This is a genomic window from Streptomyces sparsogenes subsp. cuspidosporus, assembly GCF_039532705.1.
Classification (GTDB): Bacteria; Actinomycetota; Actinomycetes; order Streptomycetales; family Streptomycetaceae; genus Streptomyces; species Streptomyces sparsogenes.
On record NZ_BAAASD010000014.1, the window covers coordinates 84605 to 101033 of the forward strand.

Sequence of the window (16429 nt, forward strand, 5' to 3'; positions counted from 1 at the left end):
TGGCTCTACGCCGGCACCCTGCTGGCCTCGCTGATCGTCCTGGCGCGCAAGGGCGCCCTGGTCAGCCGGCGGAACCAGCGGCAGCAGTGGGAGCGGCAGCTGAGTCGCGGATCCCGGCCGGATCAGCCGCCGCGGACCGAGCCGCCATCGCGGCCCCCACGATCCCCGCGTTGTTCTGCAGCCGCGCAGGCACGACCTCGGCCCTGATCCCCTCGATCAGCGGCAGGAACTTCGCCGCCTTGCGGCTCACCCCGCCGCCGATCACGAACAGCTCCGGTGAGAAGAGCATCTCCAGGTGCGCGAGGTACTTCTGCACCCGGTGCGCCCAGGTCTGCCAGCTCAGGTCGTGGTCCTCCTTGGCCTTGGACGAGGCCCGCTTCTCCGCCTCGTGGCCGTGCAGCTCCAGATGGCCGAACTCGGTGTTGGGCACCAGGCGTCCGGCGGTGAAGACCGCGCTGCCGATGCCGGTGCCGAAGGTGAGCAGGATGACCGTGCCCCTGCGGCCGCGTCCGGCGCCGAAGGTCATCTCCGCGATCCCGGCCGCGTCCGCGTCGTTGACCACCGTGACCGGCGAGCCGAGCCGCTCGCCGAGCAGCGCCGCCGCGTCGACGTCGATCCAGCCCTTGTCGACGTTCGCGGCGGTCCGGGTCGTACCGTCCGTCACCACGCCCGGGAAGGTCACCCCGACCGGCCGCCCGGACCAGCCGAAGGCGTCCACGACCTCACGGACCCGGTCCGCGACCGCGTCGGGCGTGGACGGCTGCGGGGTGAGGACCTTGAAGCGCTCCTCGGCCAGGTCGCCGCGCGCCAGGTCCACCGGCGCGCCCTTGATGCCCGAACCGCCGATGTCCACGCCCAGGATCCGCTCCGGCGCCCGCTCCCGGACCTGCCCGTGACCCTCGGTCGGCGCGCCGGCCCCCGCCGGGCCTTCCGGCCGGGCGGTCATGCGTCCTGGGAGGGGGCCTGGGAGGGAGCGGCCACCGCGGCCGCCGCCTCCGCCCTCAGGTCGCGCCGCAGCTCCTTGGGCAGCGAGAAGGTGAGGCTCTCGCGCATCGGCTGGACGACCTCCACATCCGCGAAGCCGCGCTCGGCCAGCCACTCCAGCACGCCCTCGACCAGCACGTCCGGCACCGAGGCGCCCGAGGTCACGCCGACCGTCGTCACGCCCTCCAGCCAGGCCTCGTCGATCTCGCTCGCGAAGTCGACCAGGTGGCCGGCCTTGGCGCCGGCGCCGAGGGCGACCTCGACCAGCCGCACCGAGTTGGAGGAGTTCTTGGAGCCGACGACGATCACCAGGTCGGACTCGGCAGCGACCTGCTTGATCGCGACCTGGCGGTTCTGCGTGGCGTAGCAGATGTCGTCGCTCGGCGGGCTGACGAGCGCCGGGAAGCGCTCCTTGAGCGCGTCCACGGTCTCCATGGTCTCGTCCACGGAGAGCGTGGTCTGGGACAGCCAGACGACCTTGGACTCGTCGCGGACCCGGACGTTCTTCACGTCCTCCGGGCCGTCGACCAGGGTGATGTGGTCGGGCGCCTCGCCGCTGGTGCCGATGACCTCCTCGTGGCCCTCGTGGCCGATCAGGAGGATGTCGTAGTCCTCCTTGGCGAAGCGGACGGCTTCCTTGTGGACCTTGGTGACCAGCGGGCAGGTCGCGTCGATGGTGGCGAGCCGGCGCTGCCTGGCCTCGTCATGGACGACCGGCGCCACACCGTGCGCCGAGAAGATCACAATGGATCCCTCGGGCACCTCCTCCGTCTCGTCGACGAAGATCGCGCCCTTCTTCTGGAGGGTCTGCACGACGTACTTGTTGTGGACGATCTCCTTGCGCACGTAGATCGGCGCCCCGTACTGCTCCAGGGCCTTCTCTACGGCGATTACGGCACGGTCCACGCCGGCGCAGTAGCCGCGGGGGGCCGCGAGCAGGACCCGGCGGGCAGGCGATGCAGTCATGGTCACCATGGTAGGGGGCCGCGGACTCGGGGAATTGTCGGTGAGGGCCGATACGCTCGCGGGCATGGCTGTCAACACGTCCGCTGAGGCGCCGATCCCGGTCGGCGAGGTGTCCCGGCTGATCGGGGGGTGGATCGACCGGCTCGGGGCGGTGTGGGTCGAGGGGCAGATCACCCAGCTGTCCCGGCGCCCGGGCGCCGGGGTGGTGTTCCTGACCCTGCGCGACCCCAGTTACGACATCTCGCTCACCGTCACCTGCTTCCGCGCGGTCTTCGACAAGGTCGCGGACACGGTCACCGAGGGCGCGCGGGTGGTGGTGCACGCCAAGCCGGAGTGGTACGCGCCGCGGGGCCAGCTCTCCCTGCGGGCCGCCGAGATCCGACCGGTCGGCATCGGCGAGCTGCTGGCCCGGCTGGAGCTGCTGAAGAAGTCGCTGGCGGCCGAGGGCCTGTTCGCGGCCGACCGGAAGAAGCCGCTGCCGTTCCTGCCGCAGCTGATAGGGCTGGTCTGCGGGCGGGCCTCGGCCGCCGAGCGCGACGTCCTGGAGAACGCGCGGCTGCGCTGGCCCGCGGTCCGCTTCGAGGTGCGCAATGTCGCCGTCCAGGGCGTCCATGCCGTGCCGCAGGTGATCGAGGCCGTCCAGGAGCTGGACGCGATGCCGGACGTGGACGTGATCATCGTGGCGCGCGGCGGCGGCAGCGTGGAGGATCTGCTGCCCTTCTCCGACGAGCAGCTGGTGCGGGCCGTGGCGGCCTGCGCCACGCCCGTGGTCTCGGCGATCGGCCACGAGCCGGACTCGCCGCTGCTCGACCTGGTCGCCGATCTGCGGGCGTCCACCCCCACCGACGCGGCCAAGAAGATCGTGCCGGACGTGGGCGAGGAGCTGGTGCGGATCCAGCACCTGCGCGAGCGCGCGCTGCGCAGCGTGCACGGCCTGCTGGACCGGGAGGAGCGGGGACTCGCGGCGGCGCTGGCGCGGCCGTGCATGCGGCAGCCGCACCGGATGGTGGACGAGCGGGCCGAGCAGGTCTCCGGGCTCCTCGACCGCGGCCGGCGCTGCCTGGGGCATCTGCTGGACCGCGCGGACTCGGAGCTGACCCACACCCACGCCCGGGTGGTGGCCCTGTCGCCCGCCGCGACCCTGCGGCGCGGCTATGCGGTGTTGCAGCACGCGGACGGGTCGGTGGTGCGCGCCGCGGCCGAGGTGAGCGCGGAGGAGAAGCTCAGGGCGCGGGTCGCCGAGGGCGAGTTCACGGTCCGCGCGGTTGCCGGTCCCGCTGACGTTGCCGGCCCCGCTGAGGTTGCCGGTCCCGCTGAGGTTGCCGGCCCCGCTGAGGTTGCCGGCCCCGCTGAGGTTGCCGGCCCCTCCGGCGTGGTCGGCCCCTCCGACGTTGTCAGTCCCTCTGAATAGGCTGTGCGGCATGGCGAAGACGGACGAGAAGGCCACCCAGGCGGCCGGGAGCGCGGCCGAGGCGTCCACGCTCGGCTATGAGCAGGCGCGGGACGAGCTGGTCGAGGTGGTGCGCCGCCTGGAGGCGGGCGGGACGACCCTGGAGGAGTCGCTCGCCCTGTGGGAGCGCGGCGAGGAGCTGGCGAAGGTCTGCCGCCGCTGGCTGGAGGGCGCGCGGGCGCGGCTGGACGCGGCGCTGGCCGAGACGGCGGAGGGGGACGACACCGGGGCGGGCGAAGGCGGCGACGACAGCCGCTGAGGGAGCGGGCCGTACAAGGCCCGCCCCCATCGGCGTGCGCGTGCGGTGACCACAGCCGGACCGATCACAGCCGGACCGATCACAGCCGGACCGATCACAGCCGGACCGACCGCAGCCGGACCAAGCCGCCCCGCGCGGGTGGGGCGCGGCGGCGGTCGGGTCAGCCCTTCTTCGCGGTGAGCGCGGAGGCCATCTCCGTCAGCTGGCCGAACGAGGCCGTGCCGGTGACCACCGTGGTCACGCCCGGCTCCGTGTGCACCAGGGCGTTGTACTTGTCACCCTTGTAGCGGACCCACTCCTTGCCGTCGATCCGCTGCGCCCGGTCCGTCTTCTTCGCCCGCTGGGTGACCTCGGCGACGTACGGCCCCGTCTTGGCGTTGCTCTGCTCGACCGCGACGTACTCCTCCTCCGCGGTGAGGAAGCCGAGGTGCCAGGCCGTGTCGCCCTGCGGCCGCGACGATGTCTCGGGCCCGTACGTCACCGAGGTCGCGCGCCAGCCCTTGGGCAGCCTGCCGGGCTCCGGGGCGGCCACCGGGTACGGCGCCGCGCGCCGGGCGGTGATCAGCTCTACCCTGTAGTCGACCGTCTTGAGCGGATTCTTGCTGTCGTCGTGCGGAATGGCGAAGACGTAGATGCCCGCTGCGACGGCGCCTATCACCACCAGCGACAGCAGCATGTCCCGCACCGTCTCTTTGCCTCGCATACCTGCCACGCCCCCTATCGTCCCTCATGGCAGTCGTGCTCATGCGTGGGGCCCTCTGCTCACATTCGCAATCAGCGGATACTGTGCTTTTCGGGGGGCTGTCCCCAGCTCCCGCAGAAACGCACAATCACCCTCACATCCGGCCGTCGCCGTACAGAAAGGTGCGATCCGATGACCGAGCATCATCTGCCGTCCCAGCTGGAAGTCAGCCCCGAGGCCCCCGACCGCAACCTGGCCCTGGAACTGGTCCGGGTCACCGAGGCCGGCGCCATGGCCTCCGGTCGCTGGGTGGGACGAGGCGACAAGAACGGCGCCGACGGCGCCGCCGTCAAGGCCATGCGCTCCCTCGTGCACACCGTCTCCATGAACGGTGTCGTCGTGATCGGCGAAGGCGAGAAGGACGAAGCGCCCATGCTCTTCAACGGGGAGCGGGTGGGCGACGGGACCGGCCCGGAGTGCGACGTGGCCGTGGACCCGGTGGACGGCACCACGCTCACCGCCAAGGGCATGGCGAACGCGGTGTCCGTGCTGGCCGTCGCCGAGCGCGGCACCATGTTCGACCCGTCCGCGGTGTTCTACATGAACAAGCTGGCCACCGGCCCCGAGGCGGCCGAGTTCGTCGACATCACCGCGCCGCCGGGGGTCAACATCCGCCGGATCGCGAAGGCGAAGAAGTCCAGCCCCGAGGACGTCACGGTGGTCGTGCTCGACCGGCCCCGGCACGAGAACATCGTCAAGGAGATCCGGGAGGCGGGCGCCCGGATCAAGTTCATCTCCGACGGCGACGTGGCCGGCGCGATCATGGCCGCGCGCGAGGGCGCCGGCGCGGATCTGCTGCTGGGCATCGGCGGCACGCCGGAGGGCATCATCGCGGCCTGCGCGATCAAGTGCCTGGGCGGCACCATCCAGGCGCAGCTGTGGCCCAAGGACGACGAGGAGCGGCAGCGCGCCATCGACGCGGGCCACGACCTCGACAAGGTGCTGGAGACGGACGACCTGGTCAGCGGCGACAACGTGTTCTTCGTCGCCACCGGGATCACCGACGGCGATCTGCTGCGCGGGGTGCGGTACCGCGCGGAGACCGCGACCACCCAGTCGCTGGTGATGCGCTCCAAGTCGGGGACCATCCGGCAGATCGACTCGGTCCACCGGCTGTCCAAGCTGCGCGCCTACGCCTCGGTCGACTTCGACCGCGCGCGGTAGCGGGCACGCACAGGCGGGGCCCCTCCTCCCGGCGGGGCCCAGACCCCCCTTTTTTCGCGGGGCCCGGCCCGCCGCCTACGAGGACCCGGCTCGCCGCGACCTCCGTCAGCCCGCGGCCGCCACCCGCACGGCGCGCTGCAGCTCCGCCTCGCGGCGGCGCCGGCGGGCCAGCACGACCCGGCGCTCGGCGGCGGTCAGCCCGCCCCACACCCCGTACGGCTCGGGCTGCAGCAGGGCGTGCTCCCGGCACTCGACCATGACCGGGCAGCGCGCGCAGACGCGCTTGGCGGCCTCCTCCCGCGACAGCCGCGCAGCCGTGGGCTCCTTCGAGGGAGCGAAGAACAGCCCGGCCTCGTCCCGGCGGCACACCGCCTCCGAGTGCCAGGGCCCTGCCTGATCCCGCGCGGGGATGCGCTGCGGGGGCACGGCGGCGTCCAGCAGGGGCTGATGCGGTTGCAGCACGGTCTACTCCTGACGACGGCTCCGGTGGTCACCCTTGCCCGCCTCGCCCGTACGGCCCGTTAGCACCCCCATCAGCCGTACGGGAGACGATGCACCAAGCCTTACCCGCTGTGCGCGTGCTTATGCACACCGTTGCCCCGGCCGGAAATTCAATATGCACGTAGGTTCTTCAGGCGTTTTCCGCGCTTTCGTGTGGCCTCGACACCGCCGAACAAGGCGAATCCCCGCACCACGACGACCGGGGCGTCCGGATCCGGCGCCTCGTACCCCTTGATGTCGAATCCGCCGAAGACGCCCGCGCCGCCGCCGCTGACGGTGACGTTCTCCGGGACCTTGATCTCCACCCCGCCGAAGACGGCGGAGACGTTGATGACGATCTCCCGCTGCTCGAACAGCGCCTCGGTCAGATCGATCTCCACGCCGCCGAAGAGAGCGAGGACGTTGGTGGTGCGCCGCACCCGCCAGCGGCCCTTGCGCATCGCGCCGCCGAAGACGGCCACGAGGTTGTCCGTGGCGGGCAGGGCACGGGCCTCCTGCGGGCCCCGGCCGCCCGCCCCCGCCCCCGGCACCGGGGACGCCCCGGCGGCCCGGTCGGCCGCCCCGACAGCCGGCAGATCGCGGACCAGGGGCTCCAGCTCGCCGACGGTCTTGGCCCGGTACGTCGCGTCGATCCGCTCAGCGTGCTCCTCCGGGTCCAGCCTCCCCTCGGCCAGCGCCTCGCGCAGGATGTCCGCGATCCGGTCGCGGTCCGCGTCCGAGGCCCGCAACTCCGCGCTGGACGCGGGCGCGCCAGGCGCGGGGGCGGGGATGGTCTTCGTCAGGGGCACCGGCTGCTGCTCAGTCACCCGACCAGATTAACCACTCGCGATACATCGCGAAATAGGACTGGGGAGACTCGCCGGACGGAGTCCGGCGTGGCGGGGCCGCACCCGCCGCAAGGCGGTCTTATGCCCCACCTCACAGATCCGGCCGTCCCGCGCCGTTCTACGCTGGTGTCCGCTGTCGACGACGTCAGCCCCAGCCCCGTCGAGTGAGGAATGGCCGTGCCAGAGTTTGCCTATTCGGACCTGCTGCCCCTGGGCGAGGACACCACCCCCTACCGCCTGGTGACCTCCGAGGGCGTGAGCACCTTCGAGGCCGGCGGGCGTACGTTCCTCAAGGTCGAGCCGGAGGCGCTGCGCAGGCTCGCGGCCGAGGCGATGCACGACATCTCGCACTATCTGCGCCCCGCCCACCTCGCCCAGCTGCGCCGCATCCTGGACGACCCCGAGGCCAGCCCGAACGACCGCTTCGTCGCGCTCGACCTGCTGAAGAACGCCAACATCGCGGCCGCCGGCGTGCTCCCGATGTGCCAGGACACCGGCACCGCCATCGTCATGGGCAAGCGCGGGCAGAACGTGCTGACCGAGGGCGGCGACGAGGAGGCGCTGTCGCGTGGCGTGTACGACGCGTACACCAAGCTCAACCTGCGCTACTCCCAGATGGCCCCGCTGACCATGTGGGACGAGAAGAACACCGGCTCCAACCTGCCCGCGCAGATCGAGCTGTACGCGACCGACGGCGGCGCGTACAAGTTCCTCTTCATGGCCAAGGGCGGCGGCTCGGCCAACAAGTCCTTCCTCTACCAGGAGACGAAGGCGGTCCTCAACGAGGCCTCGATGATGAAGTTCCTGGAGGAGAAGATCCGCTCGCTGGGCACGGCGGCCTGCCCGCCGTACCACCTGGCGATCGTGGTCGGCGGCACCAGCGCCGAGTACGCGCTCAAGACCGCGAAGTACGCCTCGGCGCACTACCTGGACGAGCTGCCCACCGAGGGCTCCCCCACCGGTCACGGCTTCCGCGACCAGGAGCTGGAGGAGAAGGTCTTCGAGCTGACGCAGCGGATCGGGATCGGCGCGCAGTTCGGCGGCAAGTACTTCTGCCATGACGTCCGGGTGGTGCGGCTGCCCCGCCACGGCGCGTCCTGCCCGGTGGCCATCGCGGTCTCCTGCTCCGCCGACCGCCAGGCGCTGGCGAAGATCACCCCCGAGGGCGTCTTCCTGGAGCAGCTGGAGACCGATCCGGCCAAGTACCTGCCGGAGACCACCGACGAGCACCTGTCGGACGACGACGTGGTCCGCATCGACCTCAACCGGCCGATGGACGAGATCCGGGCGGAGCTGACCAAGTACCCGGTCAAGACCCGGCTCTCGCTCACCGGCCCGCTGGTCGTCGCCCGCGACATCGCGCACGCGAAGATCAAGGAGCGGCTGGACGCGGGCGAGGAGATGCCGCAGTACCTGCGCGACCACGCCGTCTACTACGCGGGCCCGGCCAAGACCCCCGAGGGATACGCCTCCGGGTCCTTCGGACCGACGACGGCGGGCCGTATGGACGCGTACGTCGAGCAGTTCCAGGCGGCCGGCGGCTCGTACGTCATGTTGGCCAAGGGGAACCGCTCCAAGCAGGTCACCGAGGCCTGCCAGGCGCACGGCGGCTTCTACCTCGGCTCGATCGGCGGCCCGGCGGCGCGGCTGGCCCAGGACTGCATCAAGAAGGTGGAGGTCCTGGAGTACGCGGAGCTGGGCATGGAGGCGGTCTGGAAGATCGAGGTGGAGGACTTCCCGGCGTTCGTCGTGGTGGACGACAAGGGGAACGACTTCTTCACCGACCCGGGCCCGTCCCAGCCGTTCGTCACCAGCATCCCGGTGCGCCCGGGAGCGTAGCGACAGTCGACGGCGACCACCCGACGGACGGAGTCCGGCGCGGCCGCCCGAAGCTTGCGAGGCCCCCCAGGGCCGAACAATGCGAGGGCGGCCATCGGGAAAGGGACGGCCGCCGGGTCAGCCGGTCAGTATCGCCTCGAACGCCCCCGGGCGCTGGGCCACACCGCTGCAGGTGGGGGCCGGGCGGGGGGTGGTGGCGCGTGGGGGGCACGGGCGGTCGCGTTCGGCGGACCACATGGACAGCCGGCCGATGCCCTTGGCCGCGGCGAAGCGGGCGAGGACGGCGGCGTCCTTGAGCGTGAAGACCTCTCCGGAGACGTCGTTGACCCCGATCATTGGGGTCACGGTGAGGGTCTTCCAGGCCGCGGCCTCGGAGAGGCCGAGGACGCCGCGGATCCGGCCGTGGGCGTTGATGGCGGCCTGGACGGCGTAGCGGCCCATGTCGCCGGTGTGCTCGCCGCCGTAGTTCATGGCCATGATGTTCACGCCGGAGACGGCGACGCCCTGGGCCCGGGCGTTGGCGAGCAGGGCGCTGCTGTCGTCGGTCAGCCCCCAGGGCATGGCGGGCAGGGTGAAGGAGACGTCCAGGTCCGGGCGGGCGCGCTGGAGCCAGGCGATGGCCCGCGCCCGGCGGGTGGCGGAGACGGGGTCGGCGAGGGCGGGGCCCTCGATGTCGAAGTCGGCCTTGGTGAAGCCGTAACGGTCGATCACCGCAGCGTACGCGGCGGCGAGTTGCGGCACGCCGGGGCAGATCGTGGCCAGTTCCCGGCTGCCCGCCCCGCCGAAGGAGACCCGCACATCGCCCCCGGCCCGGCGCGCGGCGGCGATACGGGCCATCAGGGCCCGGTCGGCGAGCGGGATCCCGCCGTCCCACACGGGGGCGCAGCCCCTGCCCGCGACGACGAACCCGAGGGCGAACTCCTTGACGCCGCGCGCGGCGGCCGCGGCCATGTCGTACCCGGTGGCCGCCCACGCGCTGACGTACGGCACGAACGGGGCGCCGGGGCGGGCCGGCGGGGGCGCGGACGGGCGGGCCGGGGCCGGCGGGCGCGGCGGGGCGGACGGAGGAGCCAGCACCGACGGAGCAGCCGGCGCGGACGGGCGGGCGGAGGTGGGCGAGTGCGCGGACGGGGTCGCGGGCGGCGGGGGCGGACGTTCGCCACCGGCCCATACGGCGATGGCGGCGCAGAGCGTCGCGGCGAGCGTGGTGTAGCCGCCCAGGCGCGGGGTGGAGAGGGCCCTCACGCGATGTGCGCTCCTTCCGTGACGGGGCCGGGGCCCGCCCCGGAGGCTCTGCCGGCCTCCGGGGCGCGGCGCTTGTTCCGCTCTCCCAAGCTCGCACACCGAATGAACCGTCATGGGCTATGACACACCGCATTGTTTACCTATATGCGGAAAATCCTATTTGCTGCATTAGCCTCGGGCTCATGGATCAATCAGACGTGGCCGAGCGCATGCCGACCCGCCTACTGACTCCCGACGGGGCTCCCGACGAGACCATGGACAAGGCTCCGGACGAAGCCACCGACGAGGCTCCGGACACGGCCGCGGCCGAGGCCGCGGAGGGGCCGGTGTTCGTCGACCTCTCCGGGCGCCGCGCCCGCCTGCTGCGGCACGCGGGCGTGGTCGCGGGGAGCGTCGTCCTCGGATACACCGCCCTGCTGGGAGCGGGTTTCTCCGGCGGCACCGCCGTCGCCCCCGACACCCAGCTCCCCGACAGCGGCGCCACGACCGGCCCGGCCGGACGGGACTCGAAGGACACCCGGCGCGGCCACACCAAGGCCCGTATCCCCTCGGCCACGGCGGGAACCGCCCGGCACGCCGAGCGCCGGACGGGGGCCGGGGCCCGATGAGCGGCGGCTGGCAGCCGAGGCTGCCGCGTCCGCGCCGCCGCAGGCACCCGGCCGCCGAGCCCCGGCCGCACCCCTGGCCGCGGGGGCGGCGGGGCCGGGGAGCGACGGGGCGCGCGGTGTCCAAGGCGGCCGCGGCCGGGCGGCGGCGGGCCGCGCCCCGGACGCGCCTGGTGCTCGGCGTGGTCACGCTGATCGCGCTGGCCTGCACGATGCTCCTGGACGGCTATCTGCACGCCGAGGTCGGCAACGACTCCCGGGTGCACCCCCCGTACCCCGCCCGCCACGTCCCCGAGCGGGCCCTCTCCGGCGGCCCGGTGCTCACCTTCGACAACCGCGGCAGGCCCACCAGCCACCACATCCCGGCCCGGACCATCGCGCTGACCTTCGACGACGGGCCCGACCCCCGCTGGACCCCGGAGATCCTCAAGGTGCTGCGCGACCACGACGTGCCGGCCACCTTCTTCGTGCTCGGCCAGATGGTGGTCCGCGAGCCCACCCTGGTGCGCCGGATGCGGGAGGCCGGCCATGAGATCGGCGTGCACACCTTCACCCACCCGGACCTCGCGTACCAGACCCACGACCGGGTGGACCGCGAGCTGGCGCAGACCCAGCTGGCCCTGGCCGGCGCGGCCGGCATCAACAGCTCGCTCTTCCGCGCCCCGTACTCCTCGCAGCTCTCCGCGCTCGACGACCGGAGCTGGCCGGTCCAGCGCTATCTGGGCCACCGCGGCTACATCAGCGCGTTCAGCGACGTCGACAGCCAGGACTGGCAGCGCCCGCCCGTCGAGAAGATCATCCGTAACGCCACCCCGAAGGCCGGGAAGGGCGCCGCCGTGCTCTTCCACGACGCGGGCGGCGACCGCTCACGGACCGTCGCCGCCCTGGACCGGTACATCGAGCGGATGAAGGCGAAGGGCTACACCTTCGCCACCGTCACCGGGGCGCTCGGAGCCGAGGCCGCCGTCCACCCGGCCCACGGGGCGCGCGTCTGGCAGGGCCGGGCCCTGATCTGGGCCGCTTCCTTCACCGAGGTCACCATGCCGGCCCTGGCCTGGCTGCTGGCCGTGGTCGGCGTGGCCGTCCTCGCCCGGCTGCTGATGATGCTGATCCTCGCCTGGTGGCACCGGCGCGCCCGGGACCGGCGGCGCTTCACCTGGGGCGCGGACGTGGACGAGCCGGTGAGCGTGATCGTGCCCGCCTACAACGAGAAGGAGTGCATCGCCAACACGGTGAACTCGCTGGCCGCGAGCACCCATCCGATCGAGATCCTGGTGGTGGACGACGGCTCGACCGACGGCACCGCCGACCTCGTGGAGGCCCTGGACCTGCCGAACGTACACGTGCTGCGCCAGGAGAACGCGGGCAAGCCCGCCGCGCTCAACCACGGCATCGCCGAGGCCCGCTCCGACCTGATCGTGATGATGGACGGCGACACCGTCTTCGAGCCGGGCACCGTGCGCGAGCTGGTCCGCCCCTTCGCCGACCCCGGCGTCGGCGCGGTCGCGGGCAACGCCAAGGTCGGCAACCGCTCCGGCCTGATCGGCGCCTGGCAGCACATCGAGTACGTGATGGGGTTCAACCTCGACCGGCGGATGTACGACCTGCTGCGCTGCATGCCGACCATCCCCGGCGCCATCGGCGCCTTCCGCCGCCGCGCCCTGCTGGAGGTGGGCGGCATGAGCGCCGACACCCTGGCCGAGGACACCGACATCACGATCGCCCTGCACCGGGCCGGCTGGCGGGTCGTCTACCAGGAGACCGCCCGCGCCTGGACCGAGGCGCCCGGCACGCTGGGCCAGCTGTGGCGGCAGCGCTACCGCTGGAGCTACGGCACCATGCAGGCGCTGTGGAAGCACCGCCGCTCCCTCATCGACCAGGGCCCCTCGGGGCGCTTCGGCCGGGTCGGGATGCCGCTGGTGGTGTTCTTCCAGGTGGTCGCCCCGCTGTGCGCCCCGCTGATCGACCTGTTCACGCTGTACGGGGCGATCTTCCTCGATCCGGTGAAGTCCCTGCTGGCCTGGTCGGCGCTGATGCTGGCGCAACTGCTCGGCGCGGCCTACGCCTTCCGGCTGGACCGCGAGCGGTACGGCCCCCTGCTGGTGCTGCCGCTGCAGCAGATCGCCTACCGGCAGCTGATGTACGTGGTGCTGCTGCACTCCTGTGTCACCGCGGCGACCGGGGCCCTGCTGCCGTGGCAGAAGCTGCGGCGCACCGGGGAGGTGGACACGCCGCGCACGCCCGCGCCGAAGGCCGTCCGGTGACCCGGCTCACGCGATCACCTGCGCGGCAGGGGGAACACGGCGGGCGGAGCGGGTGCTGTGAGCATCATCGGCGAGTGAGCCGAAGGGGCGCGCCGCTGTCGAAAGGGAGAGCGCGCGGAGGCTGCGAGGAACGAGCAGCCGAGCACGGTCGACCGTCGACAGGGGGCACCCCCGGCCGAAGGCTGGGGGAGGCTGAGGCGCCCCGGAGGCGAAGAGCCGCAAAGAGTGGGAGGTGGGCGTCATGACAGACGAGAAGCAGTCCGGCGGGGAGTACCGCATCGAGCACGACTCCATGGGTGAGGTGCGGGTCCCGGCGCACGCCAAGTGGCGGGCACAGACGCAGCGGGCGGTGGAGAACTTCCCCGTCAGCGGGCAGCGTCTGGAGCGCGCGCACATCGAGGCGCTGGCCCGGATCAAGGCCGCGGCCGCGAAGGTCAACGCGGAGCTGGGCGTGGTGGACGCCGAGGTCGCGGAGGCGATCGCGGGCGCGGCGGCCGAGGTCGCCGAGGGGCGCTGGGACGACCACTTCCCCGTCGACGTCTTCCAGACCGGCTCGGGCACCTCCTCCAACATGAACACCAACGAGGTGCTGGCCACGCTGGCGAGCGAGCGCCTGGGCCGCGACGTACACCCCAATGACCACGTCAACGCCAGCCAGTCGTCCAACGACGTGTTCCCCTCCTCCATCCACATCGCGGCCACCGCGGCCGTCACCGGCGATCTGATCCCGGCGCTCGACCACCTCGCGGGGGCCCTGGAGCGCAAGGCGGAGGAGTTCGCCGAGGTCGTCAAGGCGGGCCGTACGCACCTGATGGACGCGACGCCGGTGACGCTGGGCCAGGAGTTCGGCGGCTACGCCGCCCAGGTCCGCTACGCGGTGGAGCGGCTGCGCGCCTCGCTGCCCCGGCTGGCCGAGCTGCCGCTGGGCGGCACCGCCGTGGGCACCGGCATCAACACCCCGCCCGGCTTCTCCGCGGCCGTCATCGCCGAGCTGGCCCGCGCCACCGGGCTGCCGCTGACCGAGGCCCGCAACCACTTCGAGGCGCAGGGCGCGCGCGACGGCCTGGTGGAGACCTCCGGGCAGCTGCGCACCCTCGCGGTCTCCCTCACCAAGATCGCCAACGATCTGCGCTGGATGTCCTCCGGGCCGCGCACCGGGCTCGCCGAGATCGCCCTGCCCGACCTCCAGCCCGGCTCCTCGATCATGCCGGGGAAGGTCAACCCGGTGATCCCCGAGGCGGTGCTCATGGTCGCCGCCCAGGTCACCGGCAATGACGCGACCGTGGCCTGGGCCGGGGCGGCCGGGAACTTCGAGCTCAACGTGATGCTCCCGGTCATCGCCAAGAACCTGCTGGAGTCGGTGCGGCTGCTGGCCAACGCCTCCCGGCTGCTGGCGGACCGCACGGTCGACGGAATCACCGCCAACGCGGAGCGGGCCCGCGAGTACGCGGAGTCCTCGCCCTCGGTCGTCACCCCCCTCAACCGCTACCTGGGCTACGAGGAGGCGGCGAAGGTGGCCAAGAAGTCGCTGGCCGAGCGGAAGACCATCCGCGAGGTGGTCCTGGAGTCGGGGTACGTGGAGCGCGGGCTGCTGACGCTGGAACAGCTCGACGAGGCGCTCGACGTGTTGCGGATGACCCATCCGTAACGCGGTGTTGCGGTACCGGTCACGGCGTGATGCCGCCCGCCCACCTAAGATCTGCTCATGACAGCGGACATCGTGGAGACGACGGGTACGGCGGGCACCGCCCGGTGGGCGCGGGGCGACCACATCCTGTGGCGCTACCGCGCCAACGCCGCCGACCGCATCCACATCTGCCGCCCCGTGACCGTGGTCCAGGACACCGACGAGCTGCTCGCCGTCTGGCTGGCGCCCGGCACCGCCTGCGTCAAGCCGCAGCTCACCGACGGCACCTCCGTCCACCACGAGCCGCTGTCCACCCGCTACACCAAGCCCCGCACCACCGCGCTGTGCTCCTGGCTGGGCACCGGGGTGCTCAAGCTCGCCCGGCCCGGCGACCCGTGGTCGGTGTGGCTTTTCTGGGAGCGCGACTGGCGGTTCAAGAACTGGTACGTGAACCTGGAGGAGCCGCGGCTGCGCTGGAGCGGCGGCATCGACTCGGAGGACCACTTCCTGGACATCGCGGTCTACCCGGACCGCAGCTGGGAATGGAAGGACGAGGACGAGTTCGCGCAGGCCCAGCGCGTCGGCCTGATGGCACCCGAGCAGGCCGAGCGCGTGCGGGCCGCGGGCCGGGCCGCCGTCGGTCTCATCGAATCCTGGGGAGCGCCGTTCCGGGAGGGCTGGGAGGACTGGCGTCCGGACCCGGCGTGGACCGTCCCGGAACTGCCGGCGGACTGGCGACGGCCGGCCGCCCGTACCGGCCGGTGTCGCACGTCGGCGCACTCGAGGTCCTGAACCTCTTGCTGCGCCCCTGTGTTTCAAACGTAGGATCGTCGTCCGGAAGACTGCACTCGGGAAAAAACCAGACAGGGGCGCAACTCACCAAGGGGTCGGCGCATCTGACGCGGTCACAGGAGGGGGCGGAGGCGTGAGCGGTGAGGGAGGCCGGCGCGTCCACGACGGGGCGGAGCACGGGGGGCAGGTGACGGACGGCGCGGCGGTGGACCACTACGCCGACGACTACGAGGGGTTCGAGGACTTCGACCGCCTGGCGCTGGACCGCAGCGGGCAGGCGGAGGCCTTCGACGCGATCGGCGACCGCTACGACGAGGCGTTTCCGCACAAGGACGGCCAGGTGTCGGCCGGCCAGTGGCTGGCCGACGCCCTCGCGCCCGGCTCCCGGGTGCTCGACGTCGGCTGCGGCACCGGCCTGCCCACGGGCCGTCAGCTCGTCGAGGCCGGACACGAGCTGGTCGGCATCGACATCTCGCCCGGGATGCTGGCGCTCGCCCGGGAGAACGTCCCGGCGGCCACCTTCCACCAGGCGGACATCGTCGATCTGCGGGCCGGCGGCCGCTACGGGCCGGGCGGCGCCCGCGACCTGGGCGAGTTCGACGCGATCGTCGCCTTCTTCTCGCTGCTGATGCTGCCGCGCCCGGAGATCCCGTACGCGCTGCGGGCGCTGCGCGGGCTGCTGAGACCCGGCGGGCTGCTGGCCCTGGCCATGGTCGAGGCGGACGTGGACGACTTCGCGATCCCGTTCCTAGGCAACTCGGTCCGGGTATCCGGTTACCTGCGGGACGAACTGCGGCGGGTCGTGCGGGACGCGGGCTTCGAGATCGCTGCGGAGGACTCCCACTCGTACGCTCCGGCCAGCACGGACGTACCACCCGAGATCCAGCTCTATCTGCACTGCCGACGAAGTGTCTGACACTCGGTGCGCCCGGGCGAACAGGGCGCATGGCCCCGGACGGATGGAAACCCACGCGTGACGGAGCACCCCACCTCCCCCAACGAGCGGCAGGCCACCAGCCCTGCCGCCGGCTCGGGCGCGCACGCGCCCGAGGACGCGCACGGCGAGGTCGCGGACCCGCGGACCTCCGTGCGCCGGGCCGCCGCCCCCGGCCAGGAGCCGGACGGCGGCCGGCCGCGCCCGCGACCAGCGCGCGCAGCGCGGCC

15 protein-coding genes are annotated in these 16429 nt (G+C 72.6%); 9 read left to right on the forward strand and 6 right to left on the reverse strand.

Annotated features, from left to right (window positions below):
• Window positions 1-61: 61 nt before the first annotated feature.
• Window positions 62-946, reverse strand: a complete 885-nt coding sequence (ppgK, locus tag ABFY07_RS18725) for a polyphosphate--glucose phosphotransferase (RefSeq protein ID WP_346175583.1) — start codon at window positions 944-946, stop codon at window positions 62-64.
• Entirely contained in the window at window positions 943-1959 is a 1017-nt protein-coding gene (locus ABFY07_RS18730) for a 4-hydroxy-3-methylbut-2-enyl diphosphate reductase (protein WP_346175584.1), read from the reverse strand. The genes ppgK and ABFY07_RS18730 overlap by 4 nt, the downstream gene beginning before the upstream one ends.
• 55 nt (window positions 1960-2014) lie before the next feature.
• Between ABFY07_RS18730 and xseA the strand changes: the two genes are divergently transcribed.
• The gene (xseA, locus tag ABFY07_RS18735) at window positions 2015-3361 is read left to right on the forward strand and encodes an exodeoxyribonuclease VII large subunit (RefSeq protein WP_346175585.1); all 1347 of its coding nucleotides are present in this window, start codon (window positions 2015-2017) and stop codon (window positions 3359-3361) included.
• 10 nt (window positions 3362-3371) lie between these two features.
• Window positions 3372-3659 carry an exodeoxyribonuclease VII small subunit gene (locus tag ABFY07_RS18740; RefSeq protein WP_346175586.1) on the forward strand — a complete coding sequence of 96 codons (288 nt, stop codon included), beginning with the start codon at window positions 3372-3374 and terminating at the stop codon, window positions 3657-3659.
• A gap of 160 nt (window positions 3660-3819) precedes the next feature.
• Here the strand turns inward: ABFY07_RS18740 and ABFY07_RS18745 are convergent, their stop codons facing one another.
• Window positions 3820-4362, reverse strand: coding sequence for a DUF4245 domain-containing protein (locus ABFY07_RS18745; protein ID WP_079151071.1), 543 nt, complete (start codon window positions 4360-4362; stop codon window positions 3820-3822).
• 171 nt (window positions 4363-4533) lie between these two features.
• On the opposite strand from ABFY07_RS18745, the gene glpX reads away from it, so the two are divergent.
• Entirely contained in the window at window positions 4534-5565 is a 1032-nt protein-coding gene (gene glpX / locus ABFY07_RS18750) for a class II fructose-bisphosphatase (RefSeq protein WP_065963962.1), read from the forward strand.
• A 105-nt stretch (window positions 5566-5670) separates the two neighbouring features.
• Here glpX and ABFY07_RS18755 read toward each other — a convergent pair whose 3' ends face one another.
• Entirely contained in the window at window positions 5671-6027 is a 357-nt protein-coding gene (locus tag ABFY07_RS18755; RefSeq protein WP_014176756.1) for a WhiB family transcriptional regulator, read from the reverse strand.
• 149 nt (window positions 6028-6176) lie between these two features.
• Window positions 6177-6854, reverse strand: coding sequence for a DUF1707 SHOCT-like domain-containing protein (locus ABFY07_RS18760; RefSeq protein WP_428836958.1), 678 nt, complete (start codon window positions 6852-6854; stop codon window positions 6177-6179).
• A gap of 216 nt (window positions 6855-7070) precedes the next feature.
• Between ABFY07_RS18760 and ABFY07_RS18765 the strand changes: the two genes are divergently transcribed.
• Window positions 7071-8732 carry a fumarate hydratase gene (locus ABFY07_RS18765; RefSeq protein WP_346175587.1) on the forward strand — a complete coding sequence of 554 codons (1662 nt, stop codon included), beginning with the start codon at window positions 7071-7073 and terminating at the stop codon, window positions 8730-8732.
• A gap of 117 nt (window positions 8733-8849) precedes the next feature.
• On the opposite strand, the gene ABFY07_RS18770 is transcribed toward ABFY07_RS18765, so the two are convergent.
• Window positions 8850-9977: a chitinase gene (locus ABFY07_RS18770; protein WP_346175588.1), complete on the reverse strand. Its 1128-nt coding sequence runs from the start codon at window positions 9975-9977 to the stop codon at window positions 8850-8852.
• Window positions 9978-10159: 182 nt separating this feature from the next.
• Here ABFY07_RS18770 and ABFY07_RS18775 point away from each other — a divergent pair, with 182 nt between their 5' ends.
• From ABFY07_RS18775 to ABFY07_RS18795, 5 genes are all read left to right on the forward strand, one after another.
• A complete protein-coding gene (locus ABFY07_RS18775; RefSeq protein WP_346175589.1) occupies window positions 10160-10585 on the forward strand; it encodes a hypothetical protein in 426 nt (141 codons plus the stop codon).
• Between the two features lie 209 nt (window positions 10586-10794).
• On the forward strand, window positions 10795-12846 hold the full coding sequence (locus tag ABFY07_RS18780; RefSeq protein WP_428836959.1) for a bifunctional polysaccharide deacetylase/glycosyltransferase family 2 protein: 2052 nt from the start codon (window positions 10795-10797) through the stop codon (window positions 12844-12846).
• 241 nt (window positions 12847-13087) lie between these two features.
• Window positions 13088-14494: a class II fumarate hydratase gene (locus tag ABFY07_RS18785; protein WP_346175591.1), complete on the forward strand. Its 1407-nt coding sequence runs from the start codon at window positions 13088-13090 to the stop codon at window positions 14492-14494.
• A gap of 57 nt (window positions 14495-14551) precedes the next feature.
• On the forward strand, window positions 14552-15265 hold the full coding sequence (fomD, locus tag ABFY07_RS18790; protein ID WP_346175592.1) for a cytidylyl-2-hydroxypropylphosphonate hydrolase: 714 nt from the start codon (window positions 14552-14554) through the stop codon (window positions 15263-15265).
• 205 nt (window positions 15266-15470) lie between these two features.
• Window positions 15471-16181 carry a class I SAM-dependent DNA methyltransferase gene (locus ABFY07_RS18795; protein WP_346175657.1) on the forward strand — a complete coding sequence of 237 codons (711 nt, stop codon included), beginning with the start codon at window positions 15471-15473 and terminating at the stop codon, window positions 16179-16181.
• Window positions 16182-16429 lie beyond the last annotated feature (248 nt).

Bases quoted from the DNA above. Each gene is read 5' to 3' on its own strand.
- ABFY07_RS18785 (WP_346175591.1), top strand. From the start codon at position 13,088: ATGACAGACGAGAAGCAGTCCGGCGGGGAGTACCGCATCGAGCACGAC.
- fomD (WP_346175592.1), top strand. From the start codon at position 14,552: ATGACAGCGGACATCGTGGAGACGACGGGTACGGCGGGCACCGCCCGG.
- glpX (WP_065963962.1), top strand. From the start codon at position 4,534: ATGACCGAGCATCATCTGCCGTCCCAGCTGGAAGTCAGCCCCGAGGCC.
- xseA (WP_346175585.1), top strand. From the start codon at position 2,015: ATGGCTGTCAACACGTCCGCTGAGGCGCCGATCCCGGTCGGCGAGGTG.
- ABFY07_RS18775 (WP_346175589.1), top strand. From the start codon at position 10,160: ATGGATCAATCAGACGTGGCCGAGCGCATGCCGACCCGCCTACTGACT.
- ppgK (WP_346175583.1), bottom strand. From the start codon at position 946: ATGACCGCCCGGCCGGAAGGCCCGGCGGGGGCCGGCGCGCCGACCGAG.
- ABFY07_RS18730 (WP_346175584.1), bottom strand. From the start codon at position 1,959: ATGGTGACCATGACTGCATCGCCTGCCCGCCGGGTCCTGCTCGCGGCC.
- ABFY07_RS18780 (WP_428836959.1), top strand. From the start codon at position 10,795: ATGCTCCTGGACGGCTATCTGCACGCCGAGGTCGGCAACGACTCCCGG.
- ABFY07_RS18740 (WP_346175586.1), top strand. From the start codon at position 3,372: ATGGCGAAGACGGACGAGAAGGCCACCCAGGCGGCCGGGAGCGCGGCC.
- ABFY07_RS18745 (WP_079151071.1), bottom strand. From the start codon at position 4,362: ATGCGAGGCAAAGAGACGGTGCGGGACATGCTGCTGTCGCTGGTGGTG.